General features: G+C 66.6%; 14 protein-coding genes. 10 read left to right on the top strand and 4 right to left on the bottom strand.

Annotation, left to right across the window (positions count from 1 at the left end):
* The first annotated feature begins 7 nt into the window (after nucleotides 1–7).
* The 4 genes from WI26_RS16315 to WI26_RS16305 are packed head-to-tail and all read left to right on the top strand — an operon-like array spanning nucleotide 8 to nucleotide 2,875.
* On the top strand, nucleotides 8–1,459 hold the full coding sequence (locus WI26_RS16315; protein WP_069226526.1) for an NAD-dependent succinate-semialdehyde dehydrogenase: 1,452 nt from the start codon (nucleotides 8–10) through the stop codon (nucleotides 1,457–1,459).
* A gap of 30 nt (nucleotides 1,460–1,489) precedes the next feature.
* Nucleotides 1,490–1,636, top strand: coding sequence for a hypothetical protein (locus WI26_RS32235; protein WP_155768782.1), 147 nt, complete (start codon nucleotides 1,490–1,492; stop codon nucleotides 1,634–1,636).
* A 37-nt stretch (nucleotides 1,637–1,673) separates the two neighbouring features.
* Entirely contained in the window at nucleotides 1,674–2,525 is an 852-nt protein-coding gene (locus WI26_RS16310) for a hypothetical protein (protein ID WP_236849344.1), read from the top strand.
* The gene (locus WI26_RS16305; RefSeq protein ID WP_069226525.1) at nucleotides 2,522–2,875 is read left to right on the top strand and encodes a hypothetical protein; all 354 of its coding nucleotides are present in this window, start codon (nucleotides 2,522–2,524) and stop codon (nucleotides 2,873–2,875) included. Before WI26_RS16310 ends, WI26_RS16305 begins: the two co-directional genes overlap by 4 nt.
* Before the next feature lie 24 nt (nucleotides 2,876–2,899).
* Here WI26_RS16305 and WI26_RS16300 read toward each other — a convergent pair whose 3' ends face one another.
* Nucleotides 2,900–3,775 (bottom strand): LysR substrate-binding domain-containing protein, encoded by an 876-nt coding sequence (locus tag WI26_RS16300; protein ID WP_069226524.1) that lies wholly within the window; start codon nucleotides 3,773–3,775, stop codon nucleotides 2,900–2,902.
* A 217-nt stretch (nucleotides 3,776–3,992) separates the two neighbouring features.
* On the opposite strand from WI26_RS16300, the gene WI26_RS16295 reads away from it, so the two are divergent.
* From WI26_RS16295 to WI26_RS16270, 6 genes are all read left to right on the top strand, one after another.
* Nucleotides 3,993–4,931 (top strand): LysR substrate-binding domain-containing protein, encoded by a 939-nt coding sequence (locus WI26_RS16295; RefSeq protein WP_059447594.1) that lies wholly within the window; start codon nucleotides 3,993–3,995, stop codon nucleotides 4,929–4,931.
* Between the two features lie 319 nt (nucleotides 4,932–5,250).
* Nucleotides 5,251–6,675, top strand: a complete 1,425-nt coding sequence (aldA, locus tag WI26_RS16290) for an aldehyde dehydrogenase (protein ID WP_069226523.1) — start codon at nucleotides 5,251–5,253, stop codon at nucleotides 6,673–6,675.
* A gap of 130 nt (nucleotides 6,676–6,805) precedes the next feature.
* Complete coding sequence (locus WI26_RS16285; protein WP_155768781.1) at nucleotides 6,806–8,143, top strand: MFS transporter; 1,338 nt, start codon at nucleotides 6,806–6,808, stop codon at nucleotides 8,141–8,143.
* Complete coding sequence (locus WI26_RS16280; RefSeq protein ID WP_069226522.1) at nucleotides 8,140–9,357, top strand: mandelate racemase/muconate lactonizing enzyme family protein; 1,218 nt, start codon at nucleotides 8,140–8,142, stop codon at nucleotides 9,355–9,357. The genes WI26_RS16285 and WI26_RS16280 overlap by 4 nt, the downstream gene beginning before the upstream one ends.
* 16 nt (nucleotides 9,358–9,373) lie before the next feature.
* On the top strand, nucleotides 9,374–11,041 hold the full coding sequence (locus tag WI26_RS16275; protein WP_069226521.1) for a GMC family oxidoreductase: 1,668 nt from the start codon (nucleotides 9,374–9,376) through the stop codon (nucleotides 11,039–11,041).
* 108 nt (nucleotides 11,042–11,149) lie between these two features.
* On the top strand, nucleotides 11,150–11,737 hold the full coding sequence (locus tag WI26_RS16270) for a class I SAM-dependent methyltransferase (RefSeq protein ID WP_069227748.1): 588 nt from the start codon (nucleotides 11,150–11,152) through the stop codon (nucleotides 11,735–11,737).
* An 86-nt stretch (nucleotides 11,738–11,823) separates the two neighbouring features.
* Here WI26_RS16270 and WI26_RS16265 read toward each other — a convergent pair whose 3' ends face one another.
* From WI26_RS16265 to WI26_RS16255, 3 genes are all read right to left on the bottom strand, one after another.
* On the bottom strand, nucleotides 11,824–12,645 hold the full coding sequence (locus WI26_RS16265; protein WP_060189357.1) for a quaternary amine ABC transporter ATP-binding protein: 822 nt from the start codon (nucleotides 12,643–12,645) through the stop codon (nucleotides 11,824–11,826).
* 14 nt (nucleotides 12,646–12,659) lie between these two features.
* Nucleotides 12,660–13,625: an ABC transporter permease gene (locus WI26_RS16260; RefSeq protein WP_059464966.1), complete on the bottom strand. Its 966-nt coding sequence runs from the start codon at nucleotides 13,623–13,625 to the stop codon at nucleotides 12,660–12,662.
* Nucleotides 13,626–13,695: 70 nt separating this feature from the next.
* On the bottom strand, nucleotides 13,696–14,733 hold the full coding sequence (locus tag WI26_RS16255) for an ABC transporter substrate-binding protein (protein ID WP_069226520.1): 1,038 nt from the start codon (nucleotides 14,731–14,733) through the stop codon (nucleotides 13,696–13,698).
* Between the last annotated feature and the right edge of the window lie 263 nt (nucleotides 14,734–14,996).

Genomic DNA, 14,996 nt, shown 5'->3' with positions numbered 1-14,996 from the left:
ACACGCAATGAGCGAATTTCTGAGAACGGGCCATTACATCGGCGGTGAATGGCACGAATCGCATCGCGCTAGCGATGCAACCTATCCGGTGCTGAATCCCGCCACCGGCGAGACGATCGCGAAAGTCGCGAAAGGCGATGCCGATGACGCCCAGCGCGCGATCGACGCCGCCGCGCACGCGTTGCCCGCGTGGCGCGCGCTGACGGCGAAGGAGCGCGGCGCGCGCGTCAGGCGCTGGGGCGAACTGATGCTCGAACATCGCGATGCGCTCGCGGAACTGCTCACGCGCGAGCAGGGCAAGCCGCTCGCGGAGGCGCGTGGCGAAGTCGCGTACGCCGCCAGCTTTCTCGAATGGTTCGCGGAAGAAGCGAAGCGCATGTACGGCGACGTGATCCCGAGCCCGAAGCCCGACGCGCAGATCGTCGTCACGCGCGAACCGGTCGGCGTCGTCGCGGCGATCACGCCGTGGAACTTCCCGCTCGCGATGATCACGCGCAAGGCCGGCCCCGCGCTCGCGGCCGGCTGCACGATGGTGCTCAAGCCGTCCGAGGAAACGCCGCTGTCGGCGTTCGCGCTCGCGGTGCTCGCCGAACGGGCGGGCGTGCCGGCCGGCGTGTTCAACGTCGTGTCGGGCGACGCGGTCGCGATCGGCGAGGCGCTCACGCATTCGCCCGTCGTGCGCAAGCTGTCGTTTACGGGCTCGACACGCGTCGGCAAGCTGCTCGCCAGGCAATCGGCCGATACGCTGAAGAAGTTGTCGCTCGAACTCGGTGGCAATGCGCCGTTCATCGTGTTCGACGATGCCGATCTCGACGCGGCCGTGCAGGGCGCGATCGCATCGAAGTTCCGCAACACGGGCCAGACTTGCGTGTGCGTGAATCGCTTTCTCGTGCAAGACGGCGTATACGATGCCTTCACGCGCAAGCTCGCCGACGCGGTACGCGCGCTGCGTGTCGGCAACGCGCTCTCGGGCGACGTCGACCAGGGGCCGCTCATCAACGAAGCGGCGCTCGACAAGGTCGAGCGGCATGTGGCCGATGCGACCGCGAAGGGCGCGCGCGTGGTCACCGGCGGCAAGCGCCACGCGCTCGGCGGCACGTTCTACGAACCGACCGTGCTGACCGGCATGACGCCCGACATGCTGATCGCCGAAGAGGAAACCTTCGGCCCCGTCGCCGGCTGCTTCCGCTTCACGACCGAAGAAGAAGCCGTCGCCGCGGCGAACGACACGCCGTACGGGCTGTCCGCGTACTTCTACACGCGCGACCTCGGCCGCGCATGGCGCGTGTCCGGCGCGCTGGAGAGCGGGATGGTTGGCGTCAACGACGGGATCATCTCGACCGAGGTCGCGCCGTTCGGCGGCGTCAAGCAATCGGGGCTCGGCCGCGAAGGCTCGAAGTACGGCCTCGACGAGTATGTGGAGCTCAAGTACACGCTGATGGCGGGGCTTGGCCGCTGACCGCGGCCGGCGGTCGATTCGCGCCGCGCGATGCTCGGCTGTCACGCGACGATGTTCGCGCTGGCCGGCGTACTGCTGGTCGGGAAGAGCGTGTCGATCGCGTGGGCGCCGCAGACGCAGCGTCTGATGCTGGTGGCGGCGGCCGGGCGTGGCGGCGTTGAGGCGGTGATGGTGTGATGCGTCTCGTGCCTGCCGGCAGGCACGAGACGATACCGTGCACGTCGCCGGAACCTGGGGCAGGGCAATCAAGCGCAGCGCGCTCGACCTGGCTGTTCGGCAGACTCCGCGAGTCGAAACCAAGCCGATATGCTGGACACTTTCAGTTCTGCGCCCTGCAACCATGTCTGCCCAGCGTGTCGATCTCAGTCATGTTCTGCCTTACGAGACAACATACTTCGACGATCAGCTCGATGTCGATCGAAACCATCTGGATATCTCCGCGTTGCTCGGCGTGAACGGCGACATTTCCGACGCATTGCTGGTTTCGCTGTGCGGCGCGCCTGCGGGATCGGACATTCAAGCCTATCTCGACAGTGCGGACAGACTGACGTTCGCCGTCACCCATCCAACACTGATCCGATCAGTGAATCGCGTATCCGTGCTTCAAACCCCGGACATGTCCGCACTCGAACTCCGGACCATCGATCTCGTCGATGACGCCGTCGGAGGACTCGGTGCGGCGATGCTGTGGCGCATTGTCAGGGCGTGTGATAGGTTGGGGATCGCCTGGATCAGCACATTCGCGATCGGCGGCCGTAAAGCGCCACCGGAACCCGGTGGCCCCCGCCTGTGCGGGTACTACGCATGGCCGCGGTTCGGTTTCGACGCAGCCATCCCCGACCCGCATGGTGACGAGGCCGCACTGTTCCAGTATTTCCAGGGCTATCCGGTCGGGCTGGCTGACGGGACGCTTCGGTCGCTACGCGCACTCTATGCGACGCGATCAGGTCGCGATTTCTGGCGTGCCGCAGGGTCTCATCGTGCGATGACGTTCAACGTCGCACCTCACGGCGAGTCTGTACTGGCGCTGCATCAATACTTGATCGAAAAAGGAATATACGGATGACCGAAAAGCACCGCGCAATCACCGGGTTCCGAATCGCGAAGCCTGTCGCCAGGCGCAGTCGCACATTGAACGGGGATCTGCCCGTTCGCTTGTGGCAATTGAGGCAGCTCATCGACAAGCTCGCCGCGCGCAAACACCATCACGGTCAAGCGCATGTCGCAAGCACGTCAGCTGTCGAACATGACGCACGGGCGGTCGGCACGCAGGTTGTGCCGCCGCAAAGGAAAGTCTTCGACGTCGGACCTATCGATCGCTCGAAGAGCACGCTGCGCGTCATCTCGATGGCCGATGCCCAAGCGCGTTGTCGCCGGGAAACGCTTTTGCACTTCGGGCTCGATCCCGATCTGTAATGCATTGCGGCCACGAGAAGCCCCCTACCCCTTCCTCGCCGCTTGCGCCCGCAGCCACGCGGCGAACGCGTCCACGTGCTCGACCACCACGTTCTCCGGCGCGATGTCGAGCCAATAGCCGAACGGACCGATCGCCTGGACTGGCGACAACCGCACGAGGCTGCCCTCGCCGATCTCCTCCTCGATCATGGTGAGGTCGACCACGGCAAGCCCCGCGCCCTTGCGGGCCGCGCGAATCGCCTGTTCGAGCGTCGAGAACTCGATGCCGTCGCCGATGCGCTCGACTGCGATGCCCGCCTGCTCGCACCAGTCGTCCCACAGCGTCAAGCGCTTGCCCTCATGCAACACATGCAGCGACGGCAACCTGCGGAACAGCGCATCGAGCGTATCGCCGCGATAACGCGGCGCACCGACGAGCGCATGCCGCTCCATCATCAGCAGCTCCGATTGCATGCCGGGCCGCGCCGCGCGCCCGAACCGAATATGGCAATGACAATCGTCGGCTGGCTCGGTGCGGATCGACAGCTCGACGTCCGGCAGTGCCTCCGCGAGCGTGCCGAGCCGTGGCGAAAACCACTGCGTGGCAAATGTCGGCGGCAGCGATACCGTGAGACGTCGTTTCGCGTCCGGCCGCGCGACGGCGATCCCGCCGATGCCGCGCTCGATCGTGTCGAACGCCTGGCCGACGAACGGCAGCAGCCGCTCGCCCGCCTCCGTCAGGCGCACGCCCTTGTGATCGCGCTCGAACAACCGCACGCCGAGCGCGTCCTCGAGCAACCGGATCTGCCGGCTCACCGCGCCTTGTGTCACGCATAGCGAAACCGCAGCGCGATTGAAACTCAGATGGCGCGCGGTCTCCTCGAAAAATCGCAACGCGATCAACGATGGCAGGCGTCGCATGATATGTGTGTCCCTCTCCGTCTTCCGCCTGGCTGCCAGTCGGCCTGCCAGCAATCTCGAGCGCAGCTTTATCGCAGAAAAGTGCGCGCCCCGGCAGGCCGTGAAAACCCCGATATCCGTTGCGCGCGCGGCCGCAGCATTGATCGCTCCCGTCCCGCCGTCTCCCGCCTACAATAAGCATCCCGCACCAAAACGACACCACCCCGTGAGACGCAAGATGCCGGCGCTGAATGCGCTGAAAGCCTTCGAGATGGCCGGCCGCACCGGCAGCTTCACGCGCGCGGCCGAACTGCTCAACGTGACGCAGAGCGCGGTAAGCCGCCAGGTGCGTCAGCTCGAGAGCCAGCTCGGCGAAACGCTGCTCGAGCGCCGTCATCACCAGCTCGAACTGACGGCGGCCGGGCGTGTGCTGCTGCGCGCGCTGCAGCAATCGTTCGACAAGATCGAGCTGACCGTGCGCAGCCTGCAGGAGAAAACCCACCTGAACCGCCTGCGCGCGAATGTCCCGCCGACCTTCGCCGCGCGCTGGCTGATGCCCCGTCTCGGACGGCTGCGCGACGCGCATCCCGAATTCGAGCTCAGCCTCACGACGCGCATCCACGACAGCCTCGGCGAATCGCGCGTGCTCGACTGTGCGATCCGCTTCGGCGACGGCGAATGGGACGGCTTCGACAACGCGCTGCTGATGCAGGAGCAGCATATCGCCGTCTGCGCGCCCGCGCTCTACGCGCGGCTGAGGCAGGACGGCGCGCCGATCGACCTGAACCGCTTCACGCTGCTGCACGTGCTCGCCACCGACGACCAGCGCTACCTCACCTGGCAGCACTGGCTGAAGGCCGCCGGCATCGCCGACGTCGACACGCGCGGCGGCTACGAGTTCGATCTGCTCGATCACGCGATCCGCGCGGCGATCGACGGACTCGGGATCACGATCGCCGATCGTCACATGGTGGCGCGCGAGCTGGCGACCGGGCAATTGATGCAGGTGCTCAACGTGCACGTCGACGGCCACCAGTCGTACTGGTTCGTCACGCGCCCCGAACAGACGAACCTGCCGCACATCGTGCAGTTCCGCGACTGGCTCCAGCAGGAAGTGTGGCTCGCGAAGCGCCATCTCGAGCCGTCGTCGCCGCTGCCCCAGGTGCCGCTGGCCTGACGGGCGATCCGTCCCCGACTGCCGCCTCGCAGTCGAGCCTTCGCCGCGGTCGCGGGCGACACCCGAGCGGCTTCCACGCCCGTGCGCACTCAGCCTCGCCTGAATTGGCGGCCCGCCCGCCGCCCGGGCACGCGCCACGGCAGTCTTGCCGGACGGGCGATTCCGGACGATCGGCGGAGTAACGTGCGTTTTTCTCATGCTCGACGCGAAAATAAGTCGTTTGTCGTGCATTAAACGCATGAGCAGAATGGCTTCCGTCCCGTGCCGTGCGTTTCGCCGCTAGAAGCGATCCGCCCGCACCCATCGGAGGAGCCACTTCATGCGTACCGAACGCAATTACGTGAACGGCTGTTTCGCCGTCCCGGAAAGCGACGCGCTCATCGTCGTCCACAACCCCGCAACCGAAGCACCGTTCGCGCGCGTGCCGGCCGCGACGCCGGCCGACGCGCTCGCCGCCGTCGCCGCCGCAGCCGCCGCGCAGAAAACGTGGCGCAAGCTGCCAAGCACCGAACGCGCGGCCTGTCTGCACAAGCTTGCCGACGCGCTGATCGCACGCGCGCCCGACATCGGCGCGGCGCTCGCGCAGGAATCCGGCAAGAGCATCGAGGACGCATCGAACGAAGCCGTCTATGCCGGCCAGATCACGCGCTACCACGCCGAGTGGGCGCGCCGGATCGAGGGCGAGATCATCCCGAGCGATACGCCCGACGAGAATCTCTTCCTGCAGCGCGAGCCGATCGGCGTCGTCGCGTGCCTGATCCCGTTCAACTTCCCCGTCTACACGCTGCTGCGCAAGATCGCGCCCGCGCTGATCGCCGGTAACACCGTGGTCGTGCGGCCGAGCAACCATACGCCGGTGTCGGCGTTCGAGATCGCGAAGGCCGTCGACGAAGCCGGCTTCCCGCCGGGTGTCGTCAACATCCTGACGATGGACCACGCGACGGCCGAAGCGCTATGCACGCATCCCGCGGTCGGGATGATCACGCTGACGGGCAGCGTGAACGCGGGTCGCAAGGTGCTCGACTACTGCAAGGCGAACATCGCGAAGCCGTCGCTCGAACTCGGCGGCAAGACGCCCGCGATCATCGAACCCGATGCCGACCTCGAACGCGCGGCCACCGCGCTCGTCGCATCGAAGACCACGCACTGCGGCCAGCTCTGCACGGCGATCGAGCGCGTGTACGTGCACGACAGCGTGCACGACCGTTTCGTCGCGCTGCTGAAGGAAAGGATGGCGGCCGTGCGCATCGGCGACCGCGCACAAGACGCCACGCGGATGGGCCCGCTCGTGAGCGCATCGGCGCGCGCGCACATTCACGGCATGGTCGCACGTGCGATCGCGGCCGGCGCGACGCTCGAAACCGGCGGCGCGATCCCCGACGGCCCCGGCTTCTTCTACCCGGCCACGCTGCTCACCGGCGTGAGGCAGGACATGGAAATCGTGCAGGAGGAAACCTTCGGTCCAGTCATGCCGGTGCTGCGCTACACGACGATCGACGAGGCCATCGCATTCGCGAACGATCACCAGTTCGGGCTGTCGTCGGTGCTCTACACCGAAAACTACCGCACCGCGATGAAGGTGGCGAACGCGATCGAAGCCGGCGAGCTGTACGTGAATCGCACGCCGGCCGATCCGTACCAAGGCTTCCACGCCGGCTGGAAACGTTCGGGCCTCGGCGGCGACGACGGCAAGCACGGCATGCTCGAGTTCACGCAGACGCGCCTCGTCGTCATGAAGTACTGACGCGCGCCGCCGGCTCCATTTCCGGCGCGCGCGGCCACGACACCACGCAGCGCGCGCCGCCCCGCGATCGAACCATACATAACAAATCTGCAGGCATCCGCATCCGGAACGCCTGATGGAGGAAGACACCATGACGACCCAACCGTCGACGCCCGCCGCGTCGCTCGCATTGCACGACGACGTTCACGCGTCACAGCATTCGCGCGCCCGACGCTACCTGCAACTGCTGCTGCTCGTGATTGCCGCGGGCGCGATCTATCCGATGCTGTACCTGCGGCAGGTGTACCAGCCGACGATGCTGCAGTTCTTCCGTATCGACGACGTGCAGCTCGGCTATCTGTACTCGTCGCTCGGCACGATCTTCCTCGTCAGCTACCTGCCGAGCGGCTGGCTTGCGGACCGCCTGTCGCCGCGCTGGCTGATCTGCTTCTCGCTGCTCGCGACCGGCGCGCTCGGGCTCGTCTACGCGACCGGCCCGTCGTTCAACGCGCTCGTGCTGATCTTCGGCGGCTGGGGGCTGACGACCGGCCTCACGTTCTGGGCGGCCGTGATCAAGCGCGTGAACATGATCGCCGGTCCCGACGAACAGGGCCGCTTCTTCGGGCTGCTCGACGGCGGCCGCGGGCTCGTCGAGGCGCTGCTCGCGACCGTCGCGATCACGCTCTTCGCCTACGTGACGCAGGCACGCGGCGGCACCGACGCAGCCGGCTTCACGCTCGTCGTGCATCTGTACGCGTTCTTCTGCATCGCGCTCGGCGTGCTGCTCGCGCTGGTGAAGGATCCGACGCATGCGGACGAGCGCCGCACGGAAGTGCAACGCCGTCGCGACACCGACCGCCGGGGCAACGTGCTGACCGACCTGAAGACGCTCGCGGCAATCCCCGAACTGTGGCTCGTCGCCGCCATCGTGTTCTGCGGCTACCAGGTGTTCTGGGCGACCTACAGCTTCTCGGCCTATCTGCACGAAGGCAATTTCGGGCTGAGCGCGACGGCGGCCGGCTTCATCACGACGCTCAAGCTGTGGATGCGCCCCGTCGGCGGCATCGGCGGCGGTTTCCTCGGCGACCGCGTATCGAAAGTGTCCGTGCTGTTCTGGGCGCTCTTGCTCGCGGCGCTGTCGCTCGTCGGGCTGATAGCCGCGCCGCCGCACAGCCCGCAAGCGATGCTCGTCGTGCTCGTGCTGTTCATCGGGATCCTCACCTACGCGATCCGCGGCCTCTACTGGTCGCTGCTCGACGACTGTCGCGTGCCCGCGCGCTGCGCGGGTCTCGCAATCGGCCTGATCTCGGTGCTTGGCTATTCGCCTGACGTGTTCGTGCCGCTGATCAACGGCTACGTGACACAGACCTGGCCCGGCGCGCACGGTTACCAGCTTTATTTCGGCTATATCGCAGCCATCGCGCTGTGCGGCGCGGGCGCCGCCGCGCTCCTCAAACATCGCCTCGACCGCATCAAGGAGTCCGCATGAAGATCGTTTCGCTCGACACCCACATCGTCGCCGTACCGCCGCCGCACATTGGCGGGATGTACTGGATCTTCGTCACGCTGAAGACCGACTGCGGAATCGAAGGCGTCGGCGAGATCTATTCGGCGACGTTTCATCCGAAGGCAATGGGCCCGATCATCGCCGACGTGTTCGACCGCTACCTGCTGGACCACGATCCGCACCATGTCGAGCGGCTGTTCCGCCAGGCCTATTCGAGCGGCTTCACGCAACGACCGGACCTGACGATGATGGGCGTCGTCAGCGGGCTCGAGATGGCGTGCTGGGACATCATCGGCAAGGCCGCCGGCAAGCCGGTGTACGAACTGCTCGGCGGCCGGATCCACGAACGGCTGCGCTCGTACACGTACCTGTATCCGAAGAATGCCAACGGCGACTACGACTACGACGATCCCGATCTCGCCGCCGAGTGCGCGACCGAAAATGTGAAGCTCGGCTTCACGGCGGTCAAGTTCGATCCGGCCGGCCCGTACACGGCCTATTCGGGGCACCAGCTGTCGCTGGAAGTGCTCGATCGCTGCGAGCTGTTCTGCCGCCGCGTGCGTGAAGCGGTCGGCAGCAAGGCCGACCTGTTGTTCGGCACGCACGGGCAGATGGTGCCGTCGTCGGCGATCCGGCTCGCGAAGCGGCTCGAGAAGTACGATCCGCTGTGGTTCGAGGAGCCCGTGCCGCCCGGGCAGGAAGAAGCGATCGCGTCGGTCGCGAAGCACACGTCGATTCCGATCGCGACCGGCGAGCGCCTGACGACGAAGTACGAATTCCACAAGCTGCTGCAGGCGGGCGGCGCATCGATCCTTCAGCTGAATGTGGCGCGCGTGGGCGGCCTGCTCGAAGCGAAGAAGATCGCGACGCTCGCGGAGGTGCATTACGCGCAGATCGCGCCGCACCTGTACAACGGGCCGGTCGGTGCTGCCGCGAGCATCCAGCTTGCGACCTGCACGCCGAACTTCCTGATCCAGGAAAGCATCATGACCTGGGGCGGTTTCCATGCGGACGTCGTGAAAACGCCGATCCGCTGGGAGGACGGCTACATCATCCCGTCGAACGAACCGGGCCTCGGCATCGAACTCGACATGGACGTCGTGCGTCGTCACTCGCCGTACACCGGCGAACGGCTTCACCTGCAGATGGGCGAACACCCCGTCGACGTGAAGGATCTCGCGCCCGCGAAGGGCTGATCGCGAAGGACGAAACATGACCTACGACTACATCATCGTCGGCGCGGGTTCGGCCGGCTGCATTCTCGCGAACCGCCTGAGCGAATCGGGCCGCTATTCCGTGCTGCTGCTCGAAGCGGGCGAACGCGACGCATCGTTCTGGTTCAAGGTGCCGGTCGGCTTCACGAAGACCTACTACAGCCGCCGCTACAACTGGATGTACTACAGCGAGCCCGAGGCACAGCTCGCCGATCGCAAGCTGTACTGCCCGCGCGGCAAGGTGGTCGGCGGGTCGGGCTCGATCAATGCGATGGTCTACGTGCGCGGCCAGCGCAGCGACTACGACGACTGGGCGAACGCCGGCAATCCGGGCTGGGCCTACGACGACGTGCTGCCGTATTTCCGCAAGCTGGAGACGCACGCGGCCGGTGCAACCGATCCGCAGCATCATGGCTCGACCGGGCCGATCCACATCACGTCGATGAAGGCCGACGTGCATCCGATCGTCCACGAGTTCCTGAAAGGCTGCGCGCAGCTGAACCTGCCGCGCACCGACGACTTCAACGGCGCGCAGTTCGAGGGCGCGGGCATCTACGACCTGAACACGAAGAACGGCGAACGCTGCTCCAGCAGCTTCGCGTACCTGCGTCCCGCGCTGAACCGTTCGAACCTCACATTGCGCTCGAGTGTGCTCGTGCGGCGCGTGACGTTCGACGGCACGCGTGCGACCGGCGTGGTCGTCGCGGGCGAACACGGCGACGAAACGCTCGCCGCCGCGCGCGAGGTGATCCTCGCCGCTGGCGCGGTCGATACGCCGAAGCTGCTGCAACTGTCGGGCGTCGGCGATCCGGCATTGCTTGCGCGCCGGCGCGTGCCGCTCGTCCATCCGCTGCCGGCCGTCGGTCGCAACCTGCAGGATCACCTGTGCGTGAGCTTCTACTTCAAGGCGAACCGGCCGACGCTGAACGACGAGATGGGCACGCTCATCGGCAAGATGAAGATCGGCTTGCGCTACCTGCTGGCCAGGCGCGGCCCGCTCGCGATGAGCGTGAACCAGGCGGGCGGTTTCTTCCGCGGCGCGGCCGATGCGCAGGAGCCGAATATCCAGCTCTACTTCAACCCGCTGTCGTACCGGATCCCGAAGAGCGATCGCGCGAGCATCAAGCCCGAACCCTATTCCGGATTCCTGATCGCATTCAACCCATGTCGGCCGACGAGCCGCGGCACGATCGAGATCGCGTCGAACCGCGCGGAAGATGCCGCGAAGATCCACATCAACGCGCTCACCACGCAGAAGGATCTCGACGAAGCCGTTCAGGGCAGCAAGGTGATTCGCGCGCTGATGCGCGCACCGGCGCTGACGTCGATGACCGTCGAGGAAATCTCGCCGGGGCCGCAGGTAAATTCAGACGAAGCGATGCTCCAGTATTTCCGCGAACAGTCGGGTTCGATCTATCACCTGTGCGGTTCGTGCGCGATGGGGCCGGACGCGGCGACGTCGGTGGTCGATGCGGCGCTGCGCGTGCACGGGCTGCAGGCGCTGCGGATCGTCGATGCGTCGGTGTTCCCGAACATCACGTCGGGCAACATCAACGCGCCGACGATGATGGTTGCGGAGAAAGGCGCGGACCTGATTCTGGCGGATGCGTTGCGGGGCGAAGCGGCCGGCGCGCGGATGCACGAAAGGGAAACGGTCACGCCCTGACGCGGGGTGACACTGGCTGACCGCGCCGGCAAGCGGCCTTGCGTGTGCCCCCCACACGTCGCGGCGGCGGCACGCGTCTTGCTCCCCGTCGAACCGGAGGGCAACACCATGACGACTCATCTCGGGCAACCCGGCTTGCCGCGCGGCGTGATCGGCCGGATCGTCGGTCGCATCATGCGCCGGCACAACCGGCCGGACAACGCGTGGACGCTGTCGCTGCTGGCCATCGAGGATGGCGACCATGCACTCGAAGTCGGGTTCGGCCCCGGCGACGCAATCCGGCTCGCCACCGAAGCGGCGCCGTCCTGCCGCATCGCTGGCGTAGACCATTCACCGACCATGCTGTCTGCAGCACAACGCCTGAACCGCGCCGCCATCGATCAGGGGCGCGTGCGACTGGCGCTCGGCTCGGTCGACGCGCTGCCGTTCGACGACGATGCGTTCGACAAGGCGTTCTCGATCAACTGCGTCTACTTCTGGCCTGCGCCAACGCGCGGCTTGAGCGAATTGCGCCGCGTCGTCAGGCGCGGCGGGATCGTTGCGATCACCGTGCGGGACATCGATCGCGCACCGTACGATGCCTGTCGCGTCGAGAGACTGGCGCGCCTGATGACCGACGCGGGTTTCGCATCGGTCGCCGTGTATCGCAATGACGTGCCGTCGCATCCGCTCGCGTGTGCGATCGGCACGAAGTAGGCATCGCGCCGGCACGGGATCCCAACAGAAAACGGCGCACCGCTCGTCGCGATGCGCCGTATTGCATGCTCCTTTCGATTCCCGGTTCAGCTCACACTCGTGCGCTTCTCGACGAACCGCCGCACATAATCGTCCGCCGGCCGCGACAGGATGTCGTCCGGTGTGCCGACCTGCACGAGCGTGCCGTCGCGCAGGATCGCGATCCGGTCGCCGATGCGCAATGCCTCGTCGAGATCGTGCGTGATGAAGACGATCGTCTTCGACAACGTCGCCTGCAGCTCGAGCAACTGATCCTGCATCTCGGTGCGGATCAGCGGATCGAGCGCGGAAAATGCCTCGTCCATCAGCAGCACGTCGGTATCGGCCGCCAGCGCACGCGCGAGGCCGACCCGCTGCCGCATCCCGCCCGACAGTTCATCCGGGTAATGCTCGGCGTAACCGTCGAGCCCGACCTTCGCCAGCCAGTTGCGCGCGGCTTGCGTCGCGTCGTGCCGGTTCTCGCCGCGCGTGCGCAGCGCATACGCGGCATTGTCGAGCACGGTCTGGTGCGGTAGCAGTCCGAAGTTCTGGAACACCATGCTGACCTTGTAGCGGCGCAGCTCGCGCAGCCCGTGCGGATCGAGCTTGATCACGTCGCTGCCGTCGATCACGATCTCGCCGGCGGTCGGTTCGATCAGCCGGTTGAAGTGCCGCACGAGCGTCGATTTCCCCGAGCCCGACAACCCCATGATCACGAAGATCTCGCCCGACGCGATGCCGAGGCTCACGTCGTTGAGTCCGACGTTGCAGCCCGTTTCCGACAGCACGTCGGCCTTGCGCTTTCCCGCGCGCAACAGGTCGAGCACGCGCGGATGCGCCGCCTCCGGCCCGAACAGCTTGTATACGTGTTTGACGTCGATGGTCGCCATGTGTGCCTCCGTGGCTATGCGCGCGACGATTGCGCCGGCTGGTTCGAATCGGTGGCGGACGGCGCCGCCTTGCGCGGCAGCCGGTACGGCACGCGCGACGCGCCTTTCTGGCGGCGTTGCTGCGCCAGCCGCCGCCGCGCGCGCCGTTCCTGGCCGAAGCCCTGGCTGATGCGGTCGATCACGATCGCGAGGATCACGATCGCGATGCCGGCCTGCGTGCCCTTGCCGACGTCAAGCGTCTGGATGCCCGCGAGCACGTCCTCGCCGAGCCCGCGCGAGCCGATCATCGACGCGATCACGACCATCGACAGCGCCATCATCGTCGTCTGGTTGATGCCGGCCATGATGCTCGGCCGCGCGAGCGGCAACTGCACGTTCACGAGCAGCTGCCAGCGCGTCGTACCGAACGCGCGCGCGGCTTCGGTCACGTCCGGATCGACCTGGCGGATGCCGAGATCGGTGAGCCGGATCAGCGGCGGCAATGCGTAGATGATCGTCGCGAGGATGGCCGGCACCTTGCCGAGCCCGAACAGCATCAGCACCGGAATCAGGTAGACGAAGCTCGGCAGCGTCTGCATCACGTCGAGCACGGGCAGCAGCAGCCGGCGCAGCCACGGGCTGCGCGACGCGAGAATGCCGATCGGCACGCCGATCGCGACCGACAGCACCGTTGCGACGAGCATCAGCGCGAGCGTCTGCATCAGCTTGTCCCACAGGCCGAAGCAGCCGATCGCGTAAAGCAGTAGCATGAAGAGCGCGCCGAGGCCGATGCGGCGCGTCGCGTTCCACGCGATCGCACCGACCACGAGCAGCACGAGCCACGGCGGCGCCACCCGCAGCGCGCCTTCGAGCGGCACGAGCAGGTAGCGCAACAGCAGCGCGCTGAAGTGATGGAAGCTGTCGCCGTATTGCGCGACGAACGTCTCGAGCGCGCCGTTGACCCAGTCGGCGATCGACAGGTGGAGGAAGAAGCCGTTCATGATGATTCTCCGTCGCGCCGCGAAGGCGCGTGACGGCGGCAGCGGGCACAAGCCCGCCGCCGCGCGCAGGTTACGCGCCTTTCAGGCTGCCGGCGATCTTCTGCGCGACGTCGGCCGGCACCCACTGCTTCCACATGTCCGGACGCGTCTTCAGGAACTGCGTGGCCATCGCCGCGCCGTCGATCTTCTTCGTGGTCATCTCGAGGATCGTCTGGTTCAGGAAATCCATCGGAAAGCGCACCTTGCCGAACACGCCGACGAGATCGGGGTTTGCGTCGGCGAACGGCTTCGACACGCCGACAGTCAGCCGCGACACCATGTACGACGACGCGCACTGGTGCGTGCTGCTCTCGTCGCGCAGCGTCTTCCAGCATGCTTCGTTATAGGCCGGCATCTTCAGCGCCGCGAACTTGTATTTCGCCATCAGCGCGGCCGGGCCCCAGTAATAGAACACGATGGGCGCACCGCGCTGGTACGCGGACGCGATCGCCGCGTCGAGCGCCGCGCCCGTGCCCGGGTGGAAGTTCGTGTACGACTGGTCGAGCTTCAGCACCTTCAGCAGGCGCGTGTTCACGCGCTCGCAGTCCCAACCGGTCGGGCAGTTCAGGAACCGGCCCTTGTCCGGCTCCTCCTCGTCGGCGAACACCTGCTTGAACTTGGGCAGATCGTCGACCGACGCGAGCCCGGGCGCGACCGGCTTGATGTTGCGCGCCGGGTCGCCCTTCACCACGTACTCGGGCACGAACCAGCCTTCCGTCGTGCCGCCCGGCAGCGTGTCGCCGATCAGCTTCACGGCGCCCGACGCGACAGCCTTCGCGGTGATCTCGCTGCGGCCCGTCCACTGTTCGGCCCAGATCTGCAGATCGTTGCGCGCGAGCGCCGTTTCCGTCGCGGCCGTGCTGCCCGGCACGACGTCGGTCTTGCAGCCGTAGCCCTTCTCCATGATCTGCCGCAGCACCTCGGTCGCGAACGATCCGCTTTCCCACGTGATGCCCGCGAAATGGACCGTCTTGCCGTCTGCGCACGCGCCGCCGGCCGCATGGGCCGCGGGCGCGGTCAGGATCGTCGCGGCGGCAAGAAGCGCCGTGCTCAGTCGTCGAATCTGCATGGTGGGTCGTCTCCAAATCGAATCTGTTGTTTGTGCGTCGCGGCATGCGCGGCGACCGGCGAATCGCGTATCCGTCCACGTCCGGTCAGCCTGCATGGTCGAGCCGCCGATATGTTTAGGGAAACGAGTAATTCCGATCATTGCAATCGGCCACGCCAATCGATCGCCGGCAGCGCCGTCAGGCCCGCCGGCCGGGCCTCCCGGCCGGTTCTGCGAGGGCATTCCCGGCCTCGCCCGGACACGTCGCGCCCGCGTCCCGCCGT

The organism is Burkholderia diffusa (assembly GCF_001718315.1).
Lineage (GTDB): Bacteria > Pseudomonadota > Gammaproteobacteria > Burkholderiales > Burkholderiaceae > Burkholderia > Burkholderia diffusa_B.
The sequence above is the reverse complement of the archived record's forward strand: the minus strand, read 5'-3'. Positions and strand labels throughout refer to the sequence as shown.